The organism is Mycolicibacterium frederiksbergense (genome assembly GCF_012223425.1).
Classification (GTDB): domain Bacteria; phylum Actinomycetota; class Actinomycetes; order Mycobacteriales; family Mycobacteriaceae; genus Mycobacterium; species Mycobacterium frederiksbergense.
This window is the reverse complement of record NZ_CP038799.1, coordinates 2,947,981-2,961,056: the sequence shown is the minus strand read 5'-3', so window position 1 is coordinate 2,961,056 and position 13,076 is coordinate 2,947,981. Positions and strand designations below refer to the sequence as shown.

General features: G+C 67.8%; 13 protein-coding genes. 6 read left to right on the top strand and 7 right to left on the bottom strand.

Translation table 11 applies throughout. The features are described from left to right. The first annotated feature begins 31 nt into the window (after positions 1 to 31). Entirely contained in the window at positions 32 to 1,069 is a 1,038-nt protein-coding gene (locus EXE63_RS17260; protein ID WP_168142953.1) for an aldo/keto reductase, read from the top strand. An 8-nt stretch (positions 1,070 to 1,077) separates the two neighbouring features. Here the strand turns inward: EXE63_RS17260 and EXE63_RS17255 are convergent, their stop codons facing one another. Further along, the gene (locus EXE63_RS17255) at positions 1,078 to 1,956 is read right to left on the bottom strand and encodes a PE-PPE domain-containing protein (RefSeq protein ID WP_168142952.1); all 879 of its coding nucleotides are present in this window, start codon (positions 1,954 to 1,956) and stop codon (positions 1,078 to 1,080) included. A 14-nt stretch (positions 1,957 to 1,970) separates the two neighbouring features. Continuing rightward, entirely contained in the window at positions 1,971 to 2,960 is a 990-nt protein-coding gene (locus tag EXE63_RS17250) for a DEDDh family exonuclease (protein WP_168142951.1), read from the bottom strand. A gap of 73 nt (positions 2,961 to 3,033) precedes the next feature. Between EXE63_RS17250 and EXE63_RS17245 the strand changes: the two genes are divergently transcribed. Together EXE63_RS17245 and EXE63_RS17240 are read left to right on the top strand one after the other, a co-directional pair. Continuing rightward, on the top strand, positions 3,034 to 4,254 hold the full coding sequence (locus tag EXE63_RS17245) for a Mur ligase family protein (RefSeq protein ID WP_168142950.1): 1,221 nt from the start codon (positions 3,034 to 3,036) through the stop codon (positions 4,252 to 4,254). 32 nt (positions 4,255 to 4,286) lie between these two features. Next, the gene (locus EXE63_RS17240) at positions 4,287 to 4,958 is read left to right on the top strand and encodes a type 1 glutamine amidotransferase (protein WP_234904597.1); all 672 of its coding nucleotides are present in this window, start codon (positions 4,287 to 4,289) and stop codon (positions 4,956 to 4,958) included. On the opposite strand, the gene EXE63_RS17235 is transcribed toward EXE63_RS17240, so the two are convergent. From EXE63_RS17235 to EXE63_RS17225, 3 genes are all read right to left on the bottom strand, one after another. After that, entirely contained in the window at positions 4,955 to 6,076 is a 1,122-nt protein-coding gene (locus EXE63_RS17235) for a polysaccharide pyruvyl transferase family protein (RefSeq protein ID WP_168142948.1), read from the bottom strand. The genes EXE63_RS17240 and EXE63_RS17235 overlap by 4 nt on opposite strands. A gap of 94 nt (positions 6,077 to 6,170) precedes the next feature. Further along, positions 6,171 to 6,782, bottom strand: a complete 612-nt coding sequence (recR, locus tag EXE63_RS17230) for a recombination mediator RecR (protein WP_168145634.1) — start codon at positions 6,780 to 6,782, stop codon at positions 6,171 to 6,173. A gap of 1 nt (position 6,783) precedes the next feature. Continuing rightward, entirely contained in the window at positions 6,784 to 7,119 is a 336-nt protein-coding gene (locus EXE63_RS17225) for a YbaB/EbfC family nucleoid-associated protein (RefSeq protein WP_168142947.1), read from the bottom strand. 152 nt (positions 7,120 to 7,271) lie between these two features. Between EXE63_RS17225 and EXE63_RS17220 the strand changes: the two genes are divergently transcribed. Continuing rightward, positions 7,272 to 7,979 (top strand): Rv3717 family N-acetylmuramoyl-L-alanine amidase, encoded by a 708-nt coding sequence (locus EXE63_RS17220; RefSeq protein ID WP_168145633.1) that lies wholly within the window; start codon positions 7,272 to 7,274, stop codon positions 7,977 to 7,979. On the opposite strand, the gene EXE63_RS17215 is transcribed toward EXE63_RS17220, so the two are convergent. Beyond that, positions 7,976 to 8,419 carry an SRPBCC family protein gene (locus EXE63_RS17215; RefSeq protein ID WP_168142946.1) on the bottom strand — a complete coding sequence of 148 codons (444 nt, stop codon included), beginning with the start codon at positions 8,417 to 8,419 and terminating at the stop codon, positions 7,976 to 7,978. The two genes, EXE63_RS17220 and EXE63_RS17215, sit on opposite strands and share 4 nt — an antisense overlap. Before the next feature lie 70 nt (positions 8,420 to 8,489). Here EXE63_RS17215 and EXE63_RS17210 point away from each other — a divergent pair, with 70 nt between their 5' ends. Next, on the top strand, positions 8,490 to 9,872 hold the full coding sequence (locus EXE63_RS17210; RefSeq protein WP_168142945.1) for an FAD-binding oxidoreductase: 1,383 nt from the start codon (positions 8,490 to 8,492) through the stop codon (positions 9,870 to 9,872). After that, positions 9,869 to 11,173, top strand: a complete 1,305-nt coding sequence (locus EXE63_RS17205; protein ID WP_168142944.1) for a class I SAM-dependent methyltransferase — start codon at positions 9,869 to 9,871, stop codon at positions 11,171 to 11,173. Before EXE63_RS17210 ends, EXE63_RS17205 begins: the two co-directional genes overlap by 4 nt. Here the strand turns inward: EXE63_RS17205 and EXE63_RS17200 are convergent. Continuing rightward, positions 11,170 to 13,071, bottom strand: coding sequence for a DNA polymerase III subunits gamma/tau (locus EXE63_RS17200; protein WP_168142943.1), 1,902 nt, complete (start codon positions 13,069 to 13,071; stop codon positions 11,170 to 11,172). The two genes, EXE63_RS17205 and EXE63_RS17200, sit on opposite strands and share 4 nt — an antisense overlap. Positions 13,072 to 13,076: the final 5 nt, after the last annotated feature.

Below are 13,076 nucleotides of genomic sequence, written 5' to 3'. Positions count from 1 at the left end.
AACGGGAAAATAATCTCTTTAAGGAGCGTTCGTGGAGTACCGTCATCTAGGCCGATCCGGCCTGATCGTTTCGGAATTAGCCTTCGGTGCAGCAACATTCGGCGCAAGCGGAGAGTTCTTCGGAGCCTGGGCAGATACCGGAATCGATGAGGCCCGCACCATGGTGGACATCTGCCTGGAGGCCGGGATCACCCTGTTCGACACCGCCGATGTCTACTCCGACGGCGCATCGGAGTCCGTACTCGGCGCGGCCCTGCAAGGCCGCCGCGACTCCGTACTGATCTCGACCAAGGCCGCACTACCCGTCGGCTCCGGACCCGACGACGCGGGCACGTCACGGCGACGCCTGATCACCGCCGTCGAAGGCGCACTTCGTCGCTTGCGCACCGATCACATCGACGTGTTCCAGCTCCATGCCTACGACGCTGCGACACCGGTCGAGGAAGTGGTGGACACGCTCGATGTCCTGGTGACACAGGGGAAGATCCGCTACACGGGCGTTTCGAATTTTGCCGGCTGGCAGCTCATGAAATCCCCTGCCGCTGCGGACGCGTCGCACCGCGTGCGATATGTCGCCCACCAGGTCTACTACTCGCTGATCGGCCGGGACTACGAATGGGACCTGATGCCACTGGGCATCGACCAGGGGGTGGGCGCGCTGGTCTGGAGCCCACTGGGCTGGGGACGACTGACGGGGCGGATACGACGCGGAACGGGTCTCCCGCCCGTCAGCCGCCTGCACAGGACGGCCGATGCCGGGCCACCTGTGGACGATGACGTGCTCTTCGATGTCGTCGACGAACTCTCCGCCATCGCCGACGAGACGGGACGTTCCATCCCGCAGGTCGCGCTCAACTGGGTACTTCGCCGTCCCACGGTCGCGTCGGTCATCGTCGGCGCCCGCACCCCCGCGCAGCTGCTCGACAATCTCGGTGCGGTCGGCTGGACCCTCACCGGCGAGCAGATCGCGCGGCTGGATGCCGTCAGCGCACCCGAGCCGTCCTATCCACATTTCCCTTACGTGCGACAAGCCGGGTTCGCGCGGCTGAATCCACCACTGTTCGCCTGAGCGGCGCGCTAAGCCCGCACTCCGTGGTAGCCGAGGTCGATGATCCATCGCAGCGGGATGTCGATCGCATCCACCACTCGGTCGAGCCAGGAGACTCCAGTGCGCAGCGGGCGCGTCAGCGGCAACGTATCGGACTTCACCAGCACGTGAATGTTGCTGCCGCCCTTGCTGTTGCGCTCCGTGGTGATCACACGGTCGCGGTCCTGGGTGTCATCGAAGTGCACGCCCTGGCCACGCTGCGCCTCGGTGGTGTCCGACCAGGCCAGCTTGTAGCCCAGATGGTCCTTGGCCGACAGCAGCGAGTTGTACACGGCCACCAGGTTCCACGGGCGGTCCGGGAAGTCGGCGATGCGGTCGTACTCCTGGGCCACCGTGGTGGTGGTGAACACCGTCTCGTCATCGGCGGTCAACGGCGGGAGGAGGTCGCCCAGGTTGATCCGGTGCCGACGCATGAACGGCATCTCGCCGCCCTTGCCGTTCGTCGGGTCGCCGAAGGTGACGAAGGCGTAGTCCGCGCCGGTGACGGCGGGGTCGCCCGCGAGGATCTTCTTGAGCTGCTGGGCGATCACGGCGCCCTGGCTGTAGCCGATCACGATGTCGCCGGGCTCGACGACGGCCACGGCATTGGCCGTGCCCTCACGCACCGCCGCACCGAAGGGTCCGCCGGTGTGCACGCCGTCTCGGCTGTACTGGATCACCGCGTCGATGCGTGGGTCGGCCCCCCGGTCCCCGAGGCGCTCCCGGGCCTGCTCGATGGTCAGCTCCGACGGCGAACCGGCGGTGCGGCCGCCACCGAGGAACCAGGTGGTGCCCTCGGTGTCGGCGGTCGCCGACGGTGCCAGCGCAAGGGCGGAAGCGAGCAGGATCGCCGGGATGCTGCGTTTCACCCGGTGATCATCGTTCAGAACAGCGCGTACTGGTCGCCGTCCGCGGTGGTGTCGGTGAACTCCTCGACATCGGTGCCGCCGACGGCTTGCCCGATGAGCGTCATGAACTCGGCGTCTCCCATCAGCGGGATGCCCTGCTCGACCGCCTGGTAGCCCTTGCCCTGTGCGGGTGCCGCGTCATTGCACACCACCAGGGAGGTCTGCTGGTCGACGTTCTCCGCATAGGAAAGGCCGGCGTCGATGATCCGCTCGATGACCTCTTCGTGGGTGTGCGTCATCTCGGCCGACAGCGCGATCCGCATCCCCTGCACCAGCGGCCGCCCGGCGACGTAGAGCCCCGGGTTCAGGTGATCGCACGGCATCCGCGCCGCCAGCACCTTCAGCGGCCGCAGCTCGTCGTGGGTGATCTGGCCGTTGGGCCAGATCCGGCGGCTCACCGAGCGGATCGGGAGCCATGATCTGCGCTCACGGGCCTGCACCAGCGCGGGCTTGAGGATCTGCGCGAGCACCAACGCGTCGTCGAGCGCATCGTGCGGGCGCAACTGGGTGGCGCCCCAGTGCCGCGCCAACGTCTCCAGGCGCAGGTTCTCGGTACCCAGATTCAGCCGGCGCGCCAGCTCGACCGTGCACATGACGGTGTCGACCGGCAGCTGGGCACCGACGAGTTCGGCCTCGGCCGCCAGAAATGCGTAATCGAAGGCGACATTGTGCGCGACCAGCGTCCGGCCGTGCAGCACCTCGATGAGCTGCGGGGCGATATCGCCGAACGTGGGTTGGCCCGCCAGCATCTCGGCGGTCAGTCCGTGCACGTGGGTGGGGCCGGGGTCGACGCCGGGGTTCAGCAGGGAGGAGACGCTGTGCTCGACGCTGCCGTCGTCGCCGACGGCCAGCGCGGCGACACTGACGACACGGGCCTGGCCCGGCCGGAACCCGGTGGTCTCCACGTCCACGACGGCCCACCCGGCGCCCGCTTCGGCCGCCGGTCGGCCCCAGCACTGGCTCATATTCCGAGGATGGCACGGTGGTCCGACAACACCGGATCGCAGCAGCGCGTGTCGGGCCCCTAAAATTCGCAGGATGGTCACCCCTAGAGCACGGCTGGCGCTGGGCGCCGGGTCCGCCGCACGCTGGGCCTCCCGGGTGAGCGGCCGCGGCGCCGGGGCGATGATCGGCGGCCTGGTCGCGATGTCGATCGACAAGTCGGTCCTGGCACAACTCGGCAAGAACCGCCGCGCGGTGGTCGTGACCGGTACGAACGGTAAATCGACGACCACCAGGATGACCGCCGCGGCGCTGTCCACACTGGGCCCGGTGGCCACCAACGCCGAGGGCGCCAACATGGACGCCGGGCTGGTCGCCGCGCTGGCCGGGGACCGCAGGGCCGAACTGGCCGCACTGGAAGTCGACGAGATGCACGTGCCACATGTCAGTGATGCGGTGTCACCGGCGGTGGTCGTGCTGCTCAATCTGTCCCGCGATCAGCTCGATCGCGTCGGTGAAATCAATCACATCGAACGCACGCTGCGCGCCGGGTTGGCCCGCCACCCGGACGCCGTGGTGATCGCCAACTGTGACGACGTCCTGATGACCTCGGCGGCCTACGACTGCTCGAACGTGGTGTGGGTGGCGGCCGGTGGCAGCTGGGCCGGGGATTCGGTGAGCTGTCCACGCTCCGGGGAGATCATCGTCCGCGACGGCAACCACTGGCACTCCACCGGTACCGATTTCAAGAGACCCACACCGCAGTGGACTTATGACGACACCGATATCCACGGCCCCGACGGCCTCACCTTGCCGATGACGCTCGCGCTGCCGGGTGCGGTCAACCGCGGCAACGCCATCCAGGCCGTTGCCGCGGCGGTGGTGCTGGGTGCCGACCCCGCCAAGGCGGTGGCCGCGGTATCGACGGTAGACGAGGTCGCCGGCCGGTACCGGACCGTCGAGGTCGGTGCCCACACCGCACGCCTGCTCCTGGCCAAGAATCCAGCAGGCTGGCAGGAGGCCTTGTCGATGATCGACAAAGACGCTGCGGGAGTGGTCATCTCGGTCAACGGACAGGTGCCCGACGGCGAAGACCTGTCCTGGCTCTGGGACGTCCGGTTCGAGCATTTCGAACGCACCCAGGTGGTCGCAGCCGGTGAACGCGGTACCGACCTGGCGGTACGCCTCGGCTATGCCGGTGTGGAGCACACCCTGGTACATGACACCCTCGCCGCGATCGCGTCCTGCCCGCCCGGGCATGTCGAGGTGATCGCCAACTACACGGCCTTCCTGCACCTGAACCGGCGGGTCTCGTGACCGTCCGGATCGGGCTGGTGCTGCCCGATGTGATGGGCACCTACGGTGACAGCGGCAACGCGGTGGTGCTGCGACAACGCCTGCGACTGCGCGGGATCGACGCCGAGATCATCGAGATCACACTGGCCGACCCGGTACCGGACTCGCTGGACATCTACACGTTGGGCGGCGCCGAGGACTACGCCCAGCGGCTGGCGACCAAGCATCTGATCCGCTACCCGGGTCTGCAACGCGCCGCGGTGCGCGGGGCCCCGGTGCTCGCGATCTGCGCGGCCATCCAGGTGCTCGGGCACTGGTATGAGACCTCGGCCGGTGAACGGGTCGACGGCGTCGGTCTGCTCGATGTCACCACCGCGCCGCAGGACGCTCGCACCATCGGGGAGGTGTCCGCGACCCCGTTGCTGAGCGGTCTCACCCAGCCCCTGACCGGTTTCGAAAATCATCGGGGCGGAACGGTTCTCGGACGCGACGCCGAGCCACTGAGCGCGGTCACCAAGGGCGCGGGCAACCGCGCCGGTGACGGCTACGACGGCGCGGTGCAGGGCAGTGTGGTGGCCACCTATCTGCACGGACCGTGCCTGGCGCGCAATCCGGAACTGGCCGACCACCTGCTCACCCAGGTCGTGGGCGAGCTTCCCGCGCTGCAACTGGCCGAGGTGGATCTGCTGCGCGCCGAGCGACTGGCCGCCCCGCGCCGGGTCTAACCCGCGACCAGGGCCCGCAACCGGCCGCGCACACCGTCGAGTTCGGCACGTGCTCCGCTGATGCGGCGGCTCACTGCCGTTGGATCGGCGAACATCTCCGCAAGATAGCTCTTGATGGCACCCGGATCCTGCGAAGGCAGATCGAACCCGCCGGGTTTGAGCATCCGGACGGCCTTCTCGGTCGTCCAGTTCGACAGGGCCAACGGTATGGCGCCCTCGGTCGCGGCGATGATCAGCGCGTGCAGCCGGTCGCTGACGACGATCGCAGAATCCCGATACAGGTTGCGCATCAGCGCTTCCCATTCACCATGGGTTTCATCGCGCATCACGATCGGCGGCGTGCCGGGGTGCAGGATCTCGGCCAGTGTCTCCATCGTGGCGCGGTCCCGGCGCACCTGGCTGTACACCTGGATCCGCAACCCGTGCGTGTGCGCGATCTCCCGGATCAGCGCAATCTTGTCCTCGGTCAACACGTCCCGGTCCGAACGCATGGTCACCGCCAGCACCTTGCGTACCGAGGGCGCCGGACCCAGACCGCCGGCCGGATCGGGGCCCTCACCGAACGCCCAGTCCGGGGCGATATCGCCGACCTGGAATGAGTTGCGGGTGTTGGCATCTCGCCATGCCACCACCGGCATATTGCGGCGGGCGATCCGCTCCAGCGGCGGGACCTCGACGTGTTCCCGAACGACACGGGTGCCGTCCTCGGCGTTCTTGCCGACCGTCGCCATCCGGACCCCGGCACCGACCTGCACCATGGCGCCGCCGCGACTCTTGGCTCCGAGCGCACCGACGAGGGTCCACCATCCCCAGTAGCGACGGAAGCGCTCGGGCATGAGGATTTCCCCGGTCGGCATGACCAGGATGGTGCGCGCCGCGGCCGAACTACCGAGGGCCCGGAACAGCCAGCCGGCCGCCGTGTCGTACTGCTTCTCGGTGCCGTCGAGCCCGATCGCGGTCACATAGTCCTCGGAATTGGGATCGAAATCCTTGCGGCCCACATGTACGTGCAGTTGGGCGCCGTCGATGTTCTGGAACGTGCGAAGTTGACCGCGCCGCAAAATCGAATCGCCGATGTTGTCACTCTGCCCCCAGGTCGAAAGGAAGACGCGAGTCACCTTCACCGCCCTTCACGAACACGCGCACCGACACGCAAGTTCAGCAAACCACCAGCCGCTCGGCAGCCGGTAGACATATTGACGTCTCTGTCATCTAGACCATAGCGCGACGGCCGGCGAGCGCACGTCCTAGCGTCAATTCGTCGGCAAACTCCAGGTCACCGCCCATGGGCAGACCGGATGCAATCCGGCTGACGGTCAATCCGGGGATATCACGCAGCATCCGCATGAGATACGTCGCGGTCGCCTCGCCCTCGGTATTGGGGTCGGTAGCAATGATCACCTCGGCAACGTCGACACCGTCGACCCGCTCCCCGATCCGGTTGAGCAGTTCGCGGATGCGCAGCTGATCGGGCCCCACCCCGGACAACGGATCCAGCGCCCCGCCCAGCACGTGGTAGCGGCCCCGGAACTCACGGGTGCGCTCCACCGCCTGGATGTCCTTGGGTTCCTCGACGACGCACACCAGGGAGGCGTCGCGGCGGGCATCTTTGCAGATCCGGCAGCGTTCCTCGTCGGAGACATTGCCGCACACCGCACAGAACGTGACACCGTCGCGGACTCGCCCGAGCACCGCGGTCAGCCGGTCGATATCCGGCGGCTCCACCGACAACAGATGGAACGCGATGCGCTGGGCACTCTTGGGCCCGATCCCCGGCAGCTTGCCGAGCTCGTCGATCAGATCTTGTACCGGCCCCTCGAACAACTCAGGTACCCGGCAGTCCGAAACCACCCAGGCCACCGGCCAGCGGCCCGAGCCGCGTCTGGGCGAGGATGGTGACCTGCTTGGACGCGTCGGCGAGCGCCCCGACGATGAGATCCTGCAGCGTCTCGGGATCCGACGGGTCGATCACCTTCGGGTCGATGGCCACCGCAATGACCTCACCGCTGCCCCTCATGGTGACCTGCACCAGGCCACCGCCGCCCTGGCCGTGCACCTCGGCGTTTGCCAGCGCCTCCTGAGCCTCCATCAGCTGCTGCTGCACCTGCTGTGCCTGCGCGAGCAACGCGGACATATCGGGCTGACCACCACCGGGTTGCATGACTGTCCCCTCTTGATTTCGACCTGGTCTCGACTTCATTCCACTCACGAGTCCGAGACGATTTGCTCTTCAACACTAGCCGTCACGGCGACTACCGTGGCGGCGTGCACGTCCCCTCCAGCTTGCGTGTCGGCGCCATCACAGCGGCGACGATGCTCGTCGCCGCCAGTCTGTCCGGCTCGGCCGCCCCGTTGGCCGGCGCCGCGCCCAACACCATCGCCGGCAAGATCGTGTTCCTCGATCCGGGCCACAACGGCGCCAACGACGCGTCCATCAGCCGTCAGGTCCCCACCGGGCGGGGCGGCACCAAGGACTGCCAGGCCAGCGGCACCACCACGAACTCCGGTTACCCCGAGCACACCTTCAACTGGGACGTCACGCTTCGTGTCCGCGCCATCCTGGACGCCAACGGTGTCCGCACCGCGCTGTCACGCGGCAATGACGACGCGCTCGGACCGTGCGTCGACGAGCGTGCCGCCATGGCCAACGCCCTGCGGCCCAACGCCATCGTCAGCATTCACGCCGACGGCGGCCCGGCCACCGGTCGCGGTTTCCACGTGCTCTACTCGGACCCGCCGCTGAACACCGTGCAGGCCGGCCCCTCGGTGCAGTTCGCCCAGATCATGCGCGATCAACTACGCGGCTCGGGGATCCCGCCGGCCAACTACATCGGCTCAGGGGGCCTCAACCCGCGCTCGGACATCGCCGGGCTCAACCATGCCCAGTTCCCGTCGGTGCTGGTGGAGCTGGGCAATATGAAGAACCCGGCCGACTCGGCGTTGATGGAGTCCGAGGCCGGACGCCAGAAGCTGGCCGAGGCGGTGGCCCGGGGCGTCGCGACCTGGCTGGCCAACACCTAGGAAGCCGTTTCGAGTTCCTTCTTCAGGTTGCCCAGCACCTCGTCCTGAATCTTGCGCAGGCCCAGCGGGGCGAAGGTCTTCTCGAAGAAGCCCTTGATACCGCCCGCGCCGTTCCAGGACGTCTTGACGGTGACGGTCGAGCCGGTGCCTGCGGGCGCCACCGTCCAGTTGGTCACCAGGGTGGAGTTGGCATCCTTCTCGATGACGGTCTTGCCGGCGACGTCGACGCTGGCCTTCACGTCTCTGGAGCGGGACTCGGTGGCCTGCAGCTTCCAGCTCACGACGGTGCCTGCGCCCTGCCCGCCCTGCAGCACGGAGTAGTTGCTGTAATGCGACGAGAGGATCTTGGGCCGGACCGTCTGGTAATCGGAGACCGCGGCAAGCACAGCTTCCGGTGCGGCATCTATCAACACAGTGCTGGAAGCGCTGACCTGTCCCATGAGTGCAAAACTCCTGTCATCACGTATCGGTGCGGTCGCGGCTTCGGCGACCGAGGACTAGCGTATATGTGTGTCTGTTGTGGCAACCGACGCACAAGCTGTACACGGGGCGGGCGTGCAGCGACTACTGGCCAGCTACCGGGCCATCCCCCCGACAGCGACTGTGCGACTGCGCAAACCCACGTCGAACCTGTTCCGGGCGCGGGAGAAGATCGCTGCCGAAGGTCTGGACACCTCCGGGCTCACCGGCGTCATCGCCGTGGACCCCGTCGCCCGCACCGCCGACGTCTCGGGCATGTGCACCTACGAGGATCTGGTGGCCGCCACCCTGCCCCACGGCCTGTCCCCACTGGTCGTTCCCCAGCTCAAGACGATCACGCTCGGCGGAGCCGTCACCGGACTCGGTATCGAATCGGCCTCCTTCCGCAACGGTCTGCCCCACGAGTCGGTGCTCGAACTCGACGTCCTCACCGGCGCAGGCGAACTCGTCACCGCCGACCGGAACACCCATCCGGACCTCTTTCACGCGTTTCCGAACTCCTATGGCACCCTCGGCTATTCGGTACGGCTGCGGATCGAGCTGGAACCCGTCCAGCCCTTCGTCGCACTGCGCCATCTGCGGTTCCATTCGCTCGACGAGCTGGTCGCCGAGATGGACCGCATCATCGAGACCCGCGGCTACCAGGGTGTGCCCGTGCACTACCTCGACGGCGTGGTGTTCAGCGCCGACGAGAGCTACCTGTGCCTGGGCTTTCAGACCGACACCGCGGGCCCGGTCAGCGACTACACCGGCCGCGACATCTATTACCGCTCCATTCAGCACGCCGGGAGCGAGCGCCACGACCGCCTCACCATCGCCGACTACCTGTGGCGCTGGGACACCGACTGGTTCTGGTGTTCAAGGGCTTTCGGCGCCCAGCATCCGGTGTTGCGCCGGCTGTGGCCGCGCCGCTACCGGCGCAGCAGTTTCTACTGGAAGCTCATCGGCTACGACCAGAGGTTCGGGATCGCCGACCGAATCGAGAAGCGCAACGGCCGTCCCCCCAGGGAGCGGGTGGTCCAGGATGTCGAGCTGCCGCTGGAGAACTGCACCACCTTCCTGAACTGGTTCCTGGACAACGTTCCCATCGAACCGATCTGGCTGTGCCCGCTGCGGTTGCGCGACCACGGTGCGCAGTGGCCGCTGTATCCGCTGCGGCCCGGCCGCACCTACGTCAACATCGGCTTCTGGTCCTCGGTACCGGCCGGTCCCGCACCCGGACACACCAACCGACTCATCGAACGCAAGGTCTCCGAACTGGACGGCCACAAGTCGCTGTACTCGGAATCCTTCTACAGCGCCGACGAGTTCGACGCCCTGTACGGCGGCGAGATCTACCGGTCCGTGAAGAAAACCTACGACCCCGACGCACGGTTACTCGACCTGTACGCGAAGGCGGTGCACAACCGATGACGACGTTCAAAGATCACGCCGATCAGGGCAGGCTCAGTCTCGCCGAGGTGCTCGAAGTCTTCACCGCCGGCAAGCTCCCCCTGAAGTTCACCGCCTACGACGGCAGCACGTCGGGACCGGAGGACGCCGCGGTCGGACTGTCGCTGACCTCGCCGCGCGGCACCACCTACCTGGCCACCGCCCCGGGAGAACTGGGCCTGGCCCGTGCCTACGTCTCGGGCGATATCGAGCCATTGGGTGTGCACCCCGGCGATCCCTACGACCTGTTGCGGGCACTCGCGGACAAGACGGCCATCAAACGTCCGCCCGCGCGCGTACTGGCCAATGTCATCGGTTCGATAGGGCTGGAGCACCTCGTCCCGATCGCGCCGCCCCCACAAGAGGCGCTGCCCCGTTGGCGACGAATGGCAGAAGGGCTGCGGCACAGCAAATCCCGGGACGCCGAGGCCATCCACCATCACTACGATGTGTCGAACGCCTTCTACGAGCGGGTGCTCGGCCCGTCGATGACCTACACCTGTGCGTGCTACCCGGATGAGCATGCCTCGCTGGAAGACGCCCAGGACAACAAGTACCGGCTGGTCTTCGAGAAGCTGCGCCTGCAACCCGGGGACCGGCTGCTCGATGTGGGCTGCGGCTGGGGCAGCATGGTGCGCTACGCCGCCCGGCGCGGTGTCCAGGTGCTGGGTGTGACCTTGTCGGCCGAGCAGGCCGCCTGGGCGCAACGCGCGATCGCCGATGAAGGTCTGTCCGGCCTGGCCGAGGTGCGCCACGGCGACTACCGCGACATCACCGAGTCCGGCTTCGACGCGGTGTCCTCGATCGGGCTGACCGAACACATCGGGGTGGCCAACTATCCGTCGTATTTCGCCTTCCTGCAGGCGAAGATGCGGGTGGGCGCACTGCTGCTCAATCACAGCATCACCCGGCCGAACAACCGGACCGGCGCCTCCGCGAGCTTCTTCATCGACCGTTATGTCTTCCCCGACGGTGAGCTGACGGGGTCGGGACGCATCATCGCCGAAGCCCAGGACGTCGGGTTCGAGGTGCTGCACGAGGAGAACCTGCGCAAGCACTATGCGCTGACCCTGCGCGACTGGTGCCGCAATCTGGTCGAGCACTGGGATGAGGCGGTCGCCGAGGTCGGCCTGCCCACCGCCAAGGTGTGGGGGCTCTACATGGCCGGGTCCCGGCTCGGTTTCGAATCCAATGTGGTTCAGCTGCACCAGGTTCTGGCGGTCAAGCTGGACGATCGCGGCCGCGACACAGATCTGCCGATGCGGCCTTGGTGGGCTCCCTAACCCCGTTCGATGCGCTTGGCGCCCAGTTCGTTCTGCAGCAGTTCGATCGCCACTTCCTCCGGGTCGCGGCGCACCACCTCCGAGGTGTCGCTGTTGGCCTCGGCCAGCATGCGTTCCTCTTCGGCCCGCTGATCCGGGCGCGGAGCCGGAGCGGTATCGGACGGGGCGGGTTCGCCCGAGTCCGGCACGCAGCGGATCTGCCAGTTCACCCCGAGCGCGTCCTTGAGTGCCTCGCGGATGACTTCGACATTGCGTGGCTCACTGAGCCGCTTGGCCAGCGGCGGAGCCCGATGGCTGAGCACCAGCGTGTCACCGTCCACCGCGCGCACGATCGCATCGGCCAGCATGGCGTTGACCGGCTTGCTGCGGGCATTCACCTTCTCCCGCACGGTGTCCCACATCGAGCGGACCGCCGCGGCATCCGGTTGACCGACGGCGGCGGGCGGGGGCATCGGCGCGGGGGCCGGTTCCGGTTCGGGTTGTGGTTCGGGGACCGGAGCGGGTCGGGGCGGGGGCACCGGCGCGGGAGCCGGTGTGGGCACCGGCGGCGTCACCGGCTCGGGAGCCGGGGCGGGTTCGGGTGTGGGCAGCGGCTTGGGCGGGGGAATCGGCGCGGGCGTCGGTTCGGGCTTCGGCTCGGGTGCCGCCTCGGCCACGGCCTGGGCCCGGCTGGCCCGGACGAACTGCTTGGCCGACGTCGCAGACGCGGCAGCTGCCGGGGCCGAACCGTCAGCCGGTATGGCCATGTCCAGCCGGGTCTCGATCCGCTCGATGCGTTGCAGCAGAGCCGATTCGGTGTCGTGGGCCGAGGGCAGCAGCAACCTGGCGCAGACCACTTCCAGCAGCAGTCGCGGCGCGGTGGCGCCGCGCATCTCGCCGAGCCCGGCATGCACCACCTCGGCGTAGCGCGCCAGCGTGGCCGAGCCCACCTTGGCGGCCTGTTCGCGCATCCGGTCCAGCACCCCGTCCGGGGCATCGACCACCCCGCGGTCGGCGGCATCCGGAACGGCTTGCAGCACAATGAGATCACGGAAACGTTCCAGCAGATCCACAGCGAATCGGCGCGGGTCGTGGCCGGCGTCGATCACCGATTCCACCGCCCCGAACAGTGCGGCGGCATCCCCGGCGGCCAGCGCGTCGACGGCGTCGTCGATCAGCGCGACATCGGTGGCGCCCAACAGCGACAGCGCCCGCTGATAGACGACGTGATTGTTGTCGGCCCCGGCGACCAGCTGATCGAGCACCGAGAGACTGTCGCGCGGCGATCCGCCGCCCGCCCGGATCACCAGCGGGTAGACGGCGTCCTCCACCGTGACGCCCTCGTCGCGGCAGATGCGTTCCAGCAGGGTACGCATCGTCTTGGGCGCCAACAACCGGAACGGGTAGTGATGGGTGCGGGACCGGATGGTGGGCAGTACCTTTTCCGGTTCGGTGGTGGCGAACACGAAGATCAGGTGGTCCGGCGGCTCCTCCACGATCTTGAGCAGTGCGTTGAAGCCCGCATTGGTCACCATGTGCGCTTCGTCGATGATGAAGATGCGGTACCGCGACTGGGCCGGCGCGTAGAACGCGCGGTCCCGCAGTTCACGGGTGTCGTCCACGCCGCCGTGGCTGGCGGCGTCCAGTTCGGACACGTCCACGTTGCCCGGGCCGTTGGGCGCCAGCGCCACACAGGAGTCGCACACCCCGCACGGCGTCGGGGTGGGCCCCTGCTCGCAGTTCAGCGACCGGGCCAGGATGCGGGCCGAGGAGGTCTTGCCACAGCCACGCGGGCCGGAGAACAGATACGCGTGGTTGATACGGCCGGCGGACAGCGCCGTCGACAACGGTGCGGTGACATGCTCCTGGCCGACGACCTCGGCGAAGCTTGCGGGTCGGTACTTCCGGTAGAGCGCCACGGTCA

Coding starts and splice junctions, on each gene's coding strand:
- EXE63_RS17225 (WP_168142947.1), bottom strand. CDS start 7,119: ATGCAACCCGGTGGTGGTCAGCCCGATATGTCCGCGTTGCTCGCGCAG.
- EXE63_RS17220 (WP_168145633.1), top strand. CDS start 7,272: ATGCTCGTCGCCGCCAGTCTGTCCGGCTCGGCCGCCCCGTTGGCCGGC.
- EXE63_RS17205 (WP_168142944.1), top strand. CDS start 9,869: ATGACGACGTTCAAAGATCACGCCGATCAGGGCAGGCTCAGTCTCGCC.
- EXE63_RS17215 (WP_168142946.1), bottom strand. CDS start 8,419: ATGGGACAGGTCAGCGCTTCCAGCACTGTGTTGATAGATGCCGCACCG.
- EXE63_RS17240 (WP_234904597.1), top strand. CDS start 4,287: ATGGGCACCTACGGTGACAGCGGCAACGCGGTGGTGCTGCGACAACGC.
- EXE63_RS17245 (WP_168142950.1), top strand. CDS start 3,034: ATGGTCACCCCTAGAGCACGGCTGGCGCTGGGCGCCGGGTCCGCCGCA.
- EXE63_RS17250 (WP_168142951.1), bottom strand. CDS start 2,960: ATGAGCCAGTGCTGGGGCCGACCGGCGGCCGAAGCGGGCGCCGGGTGG.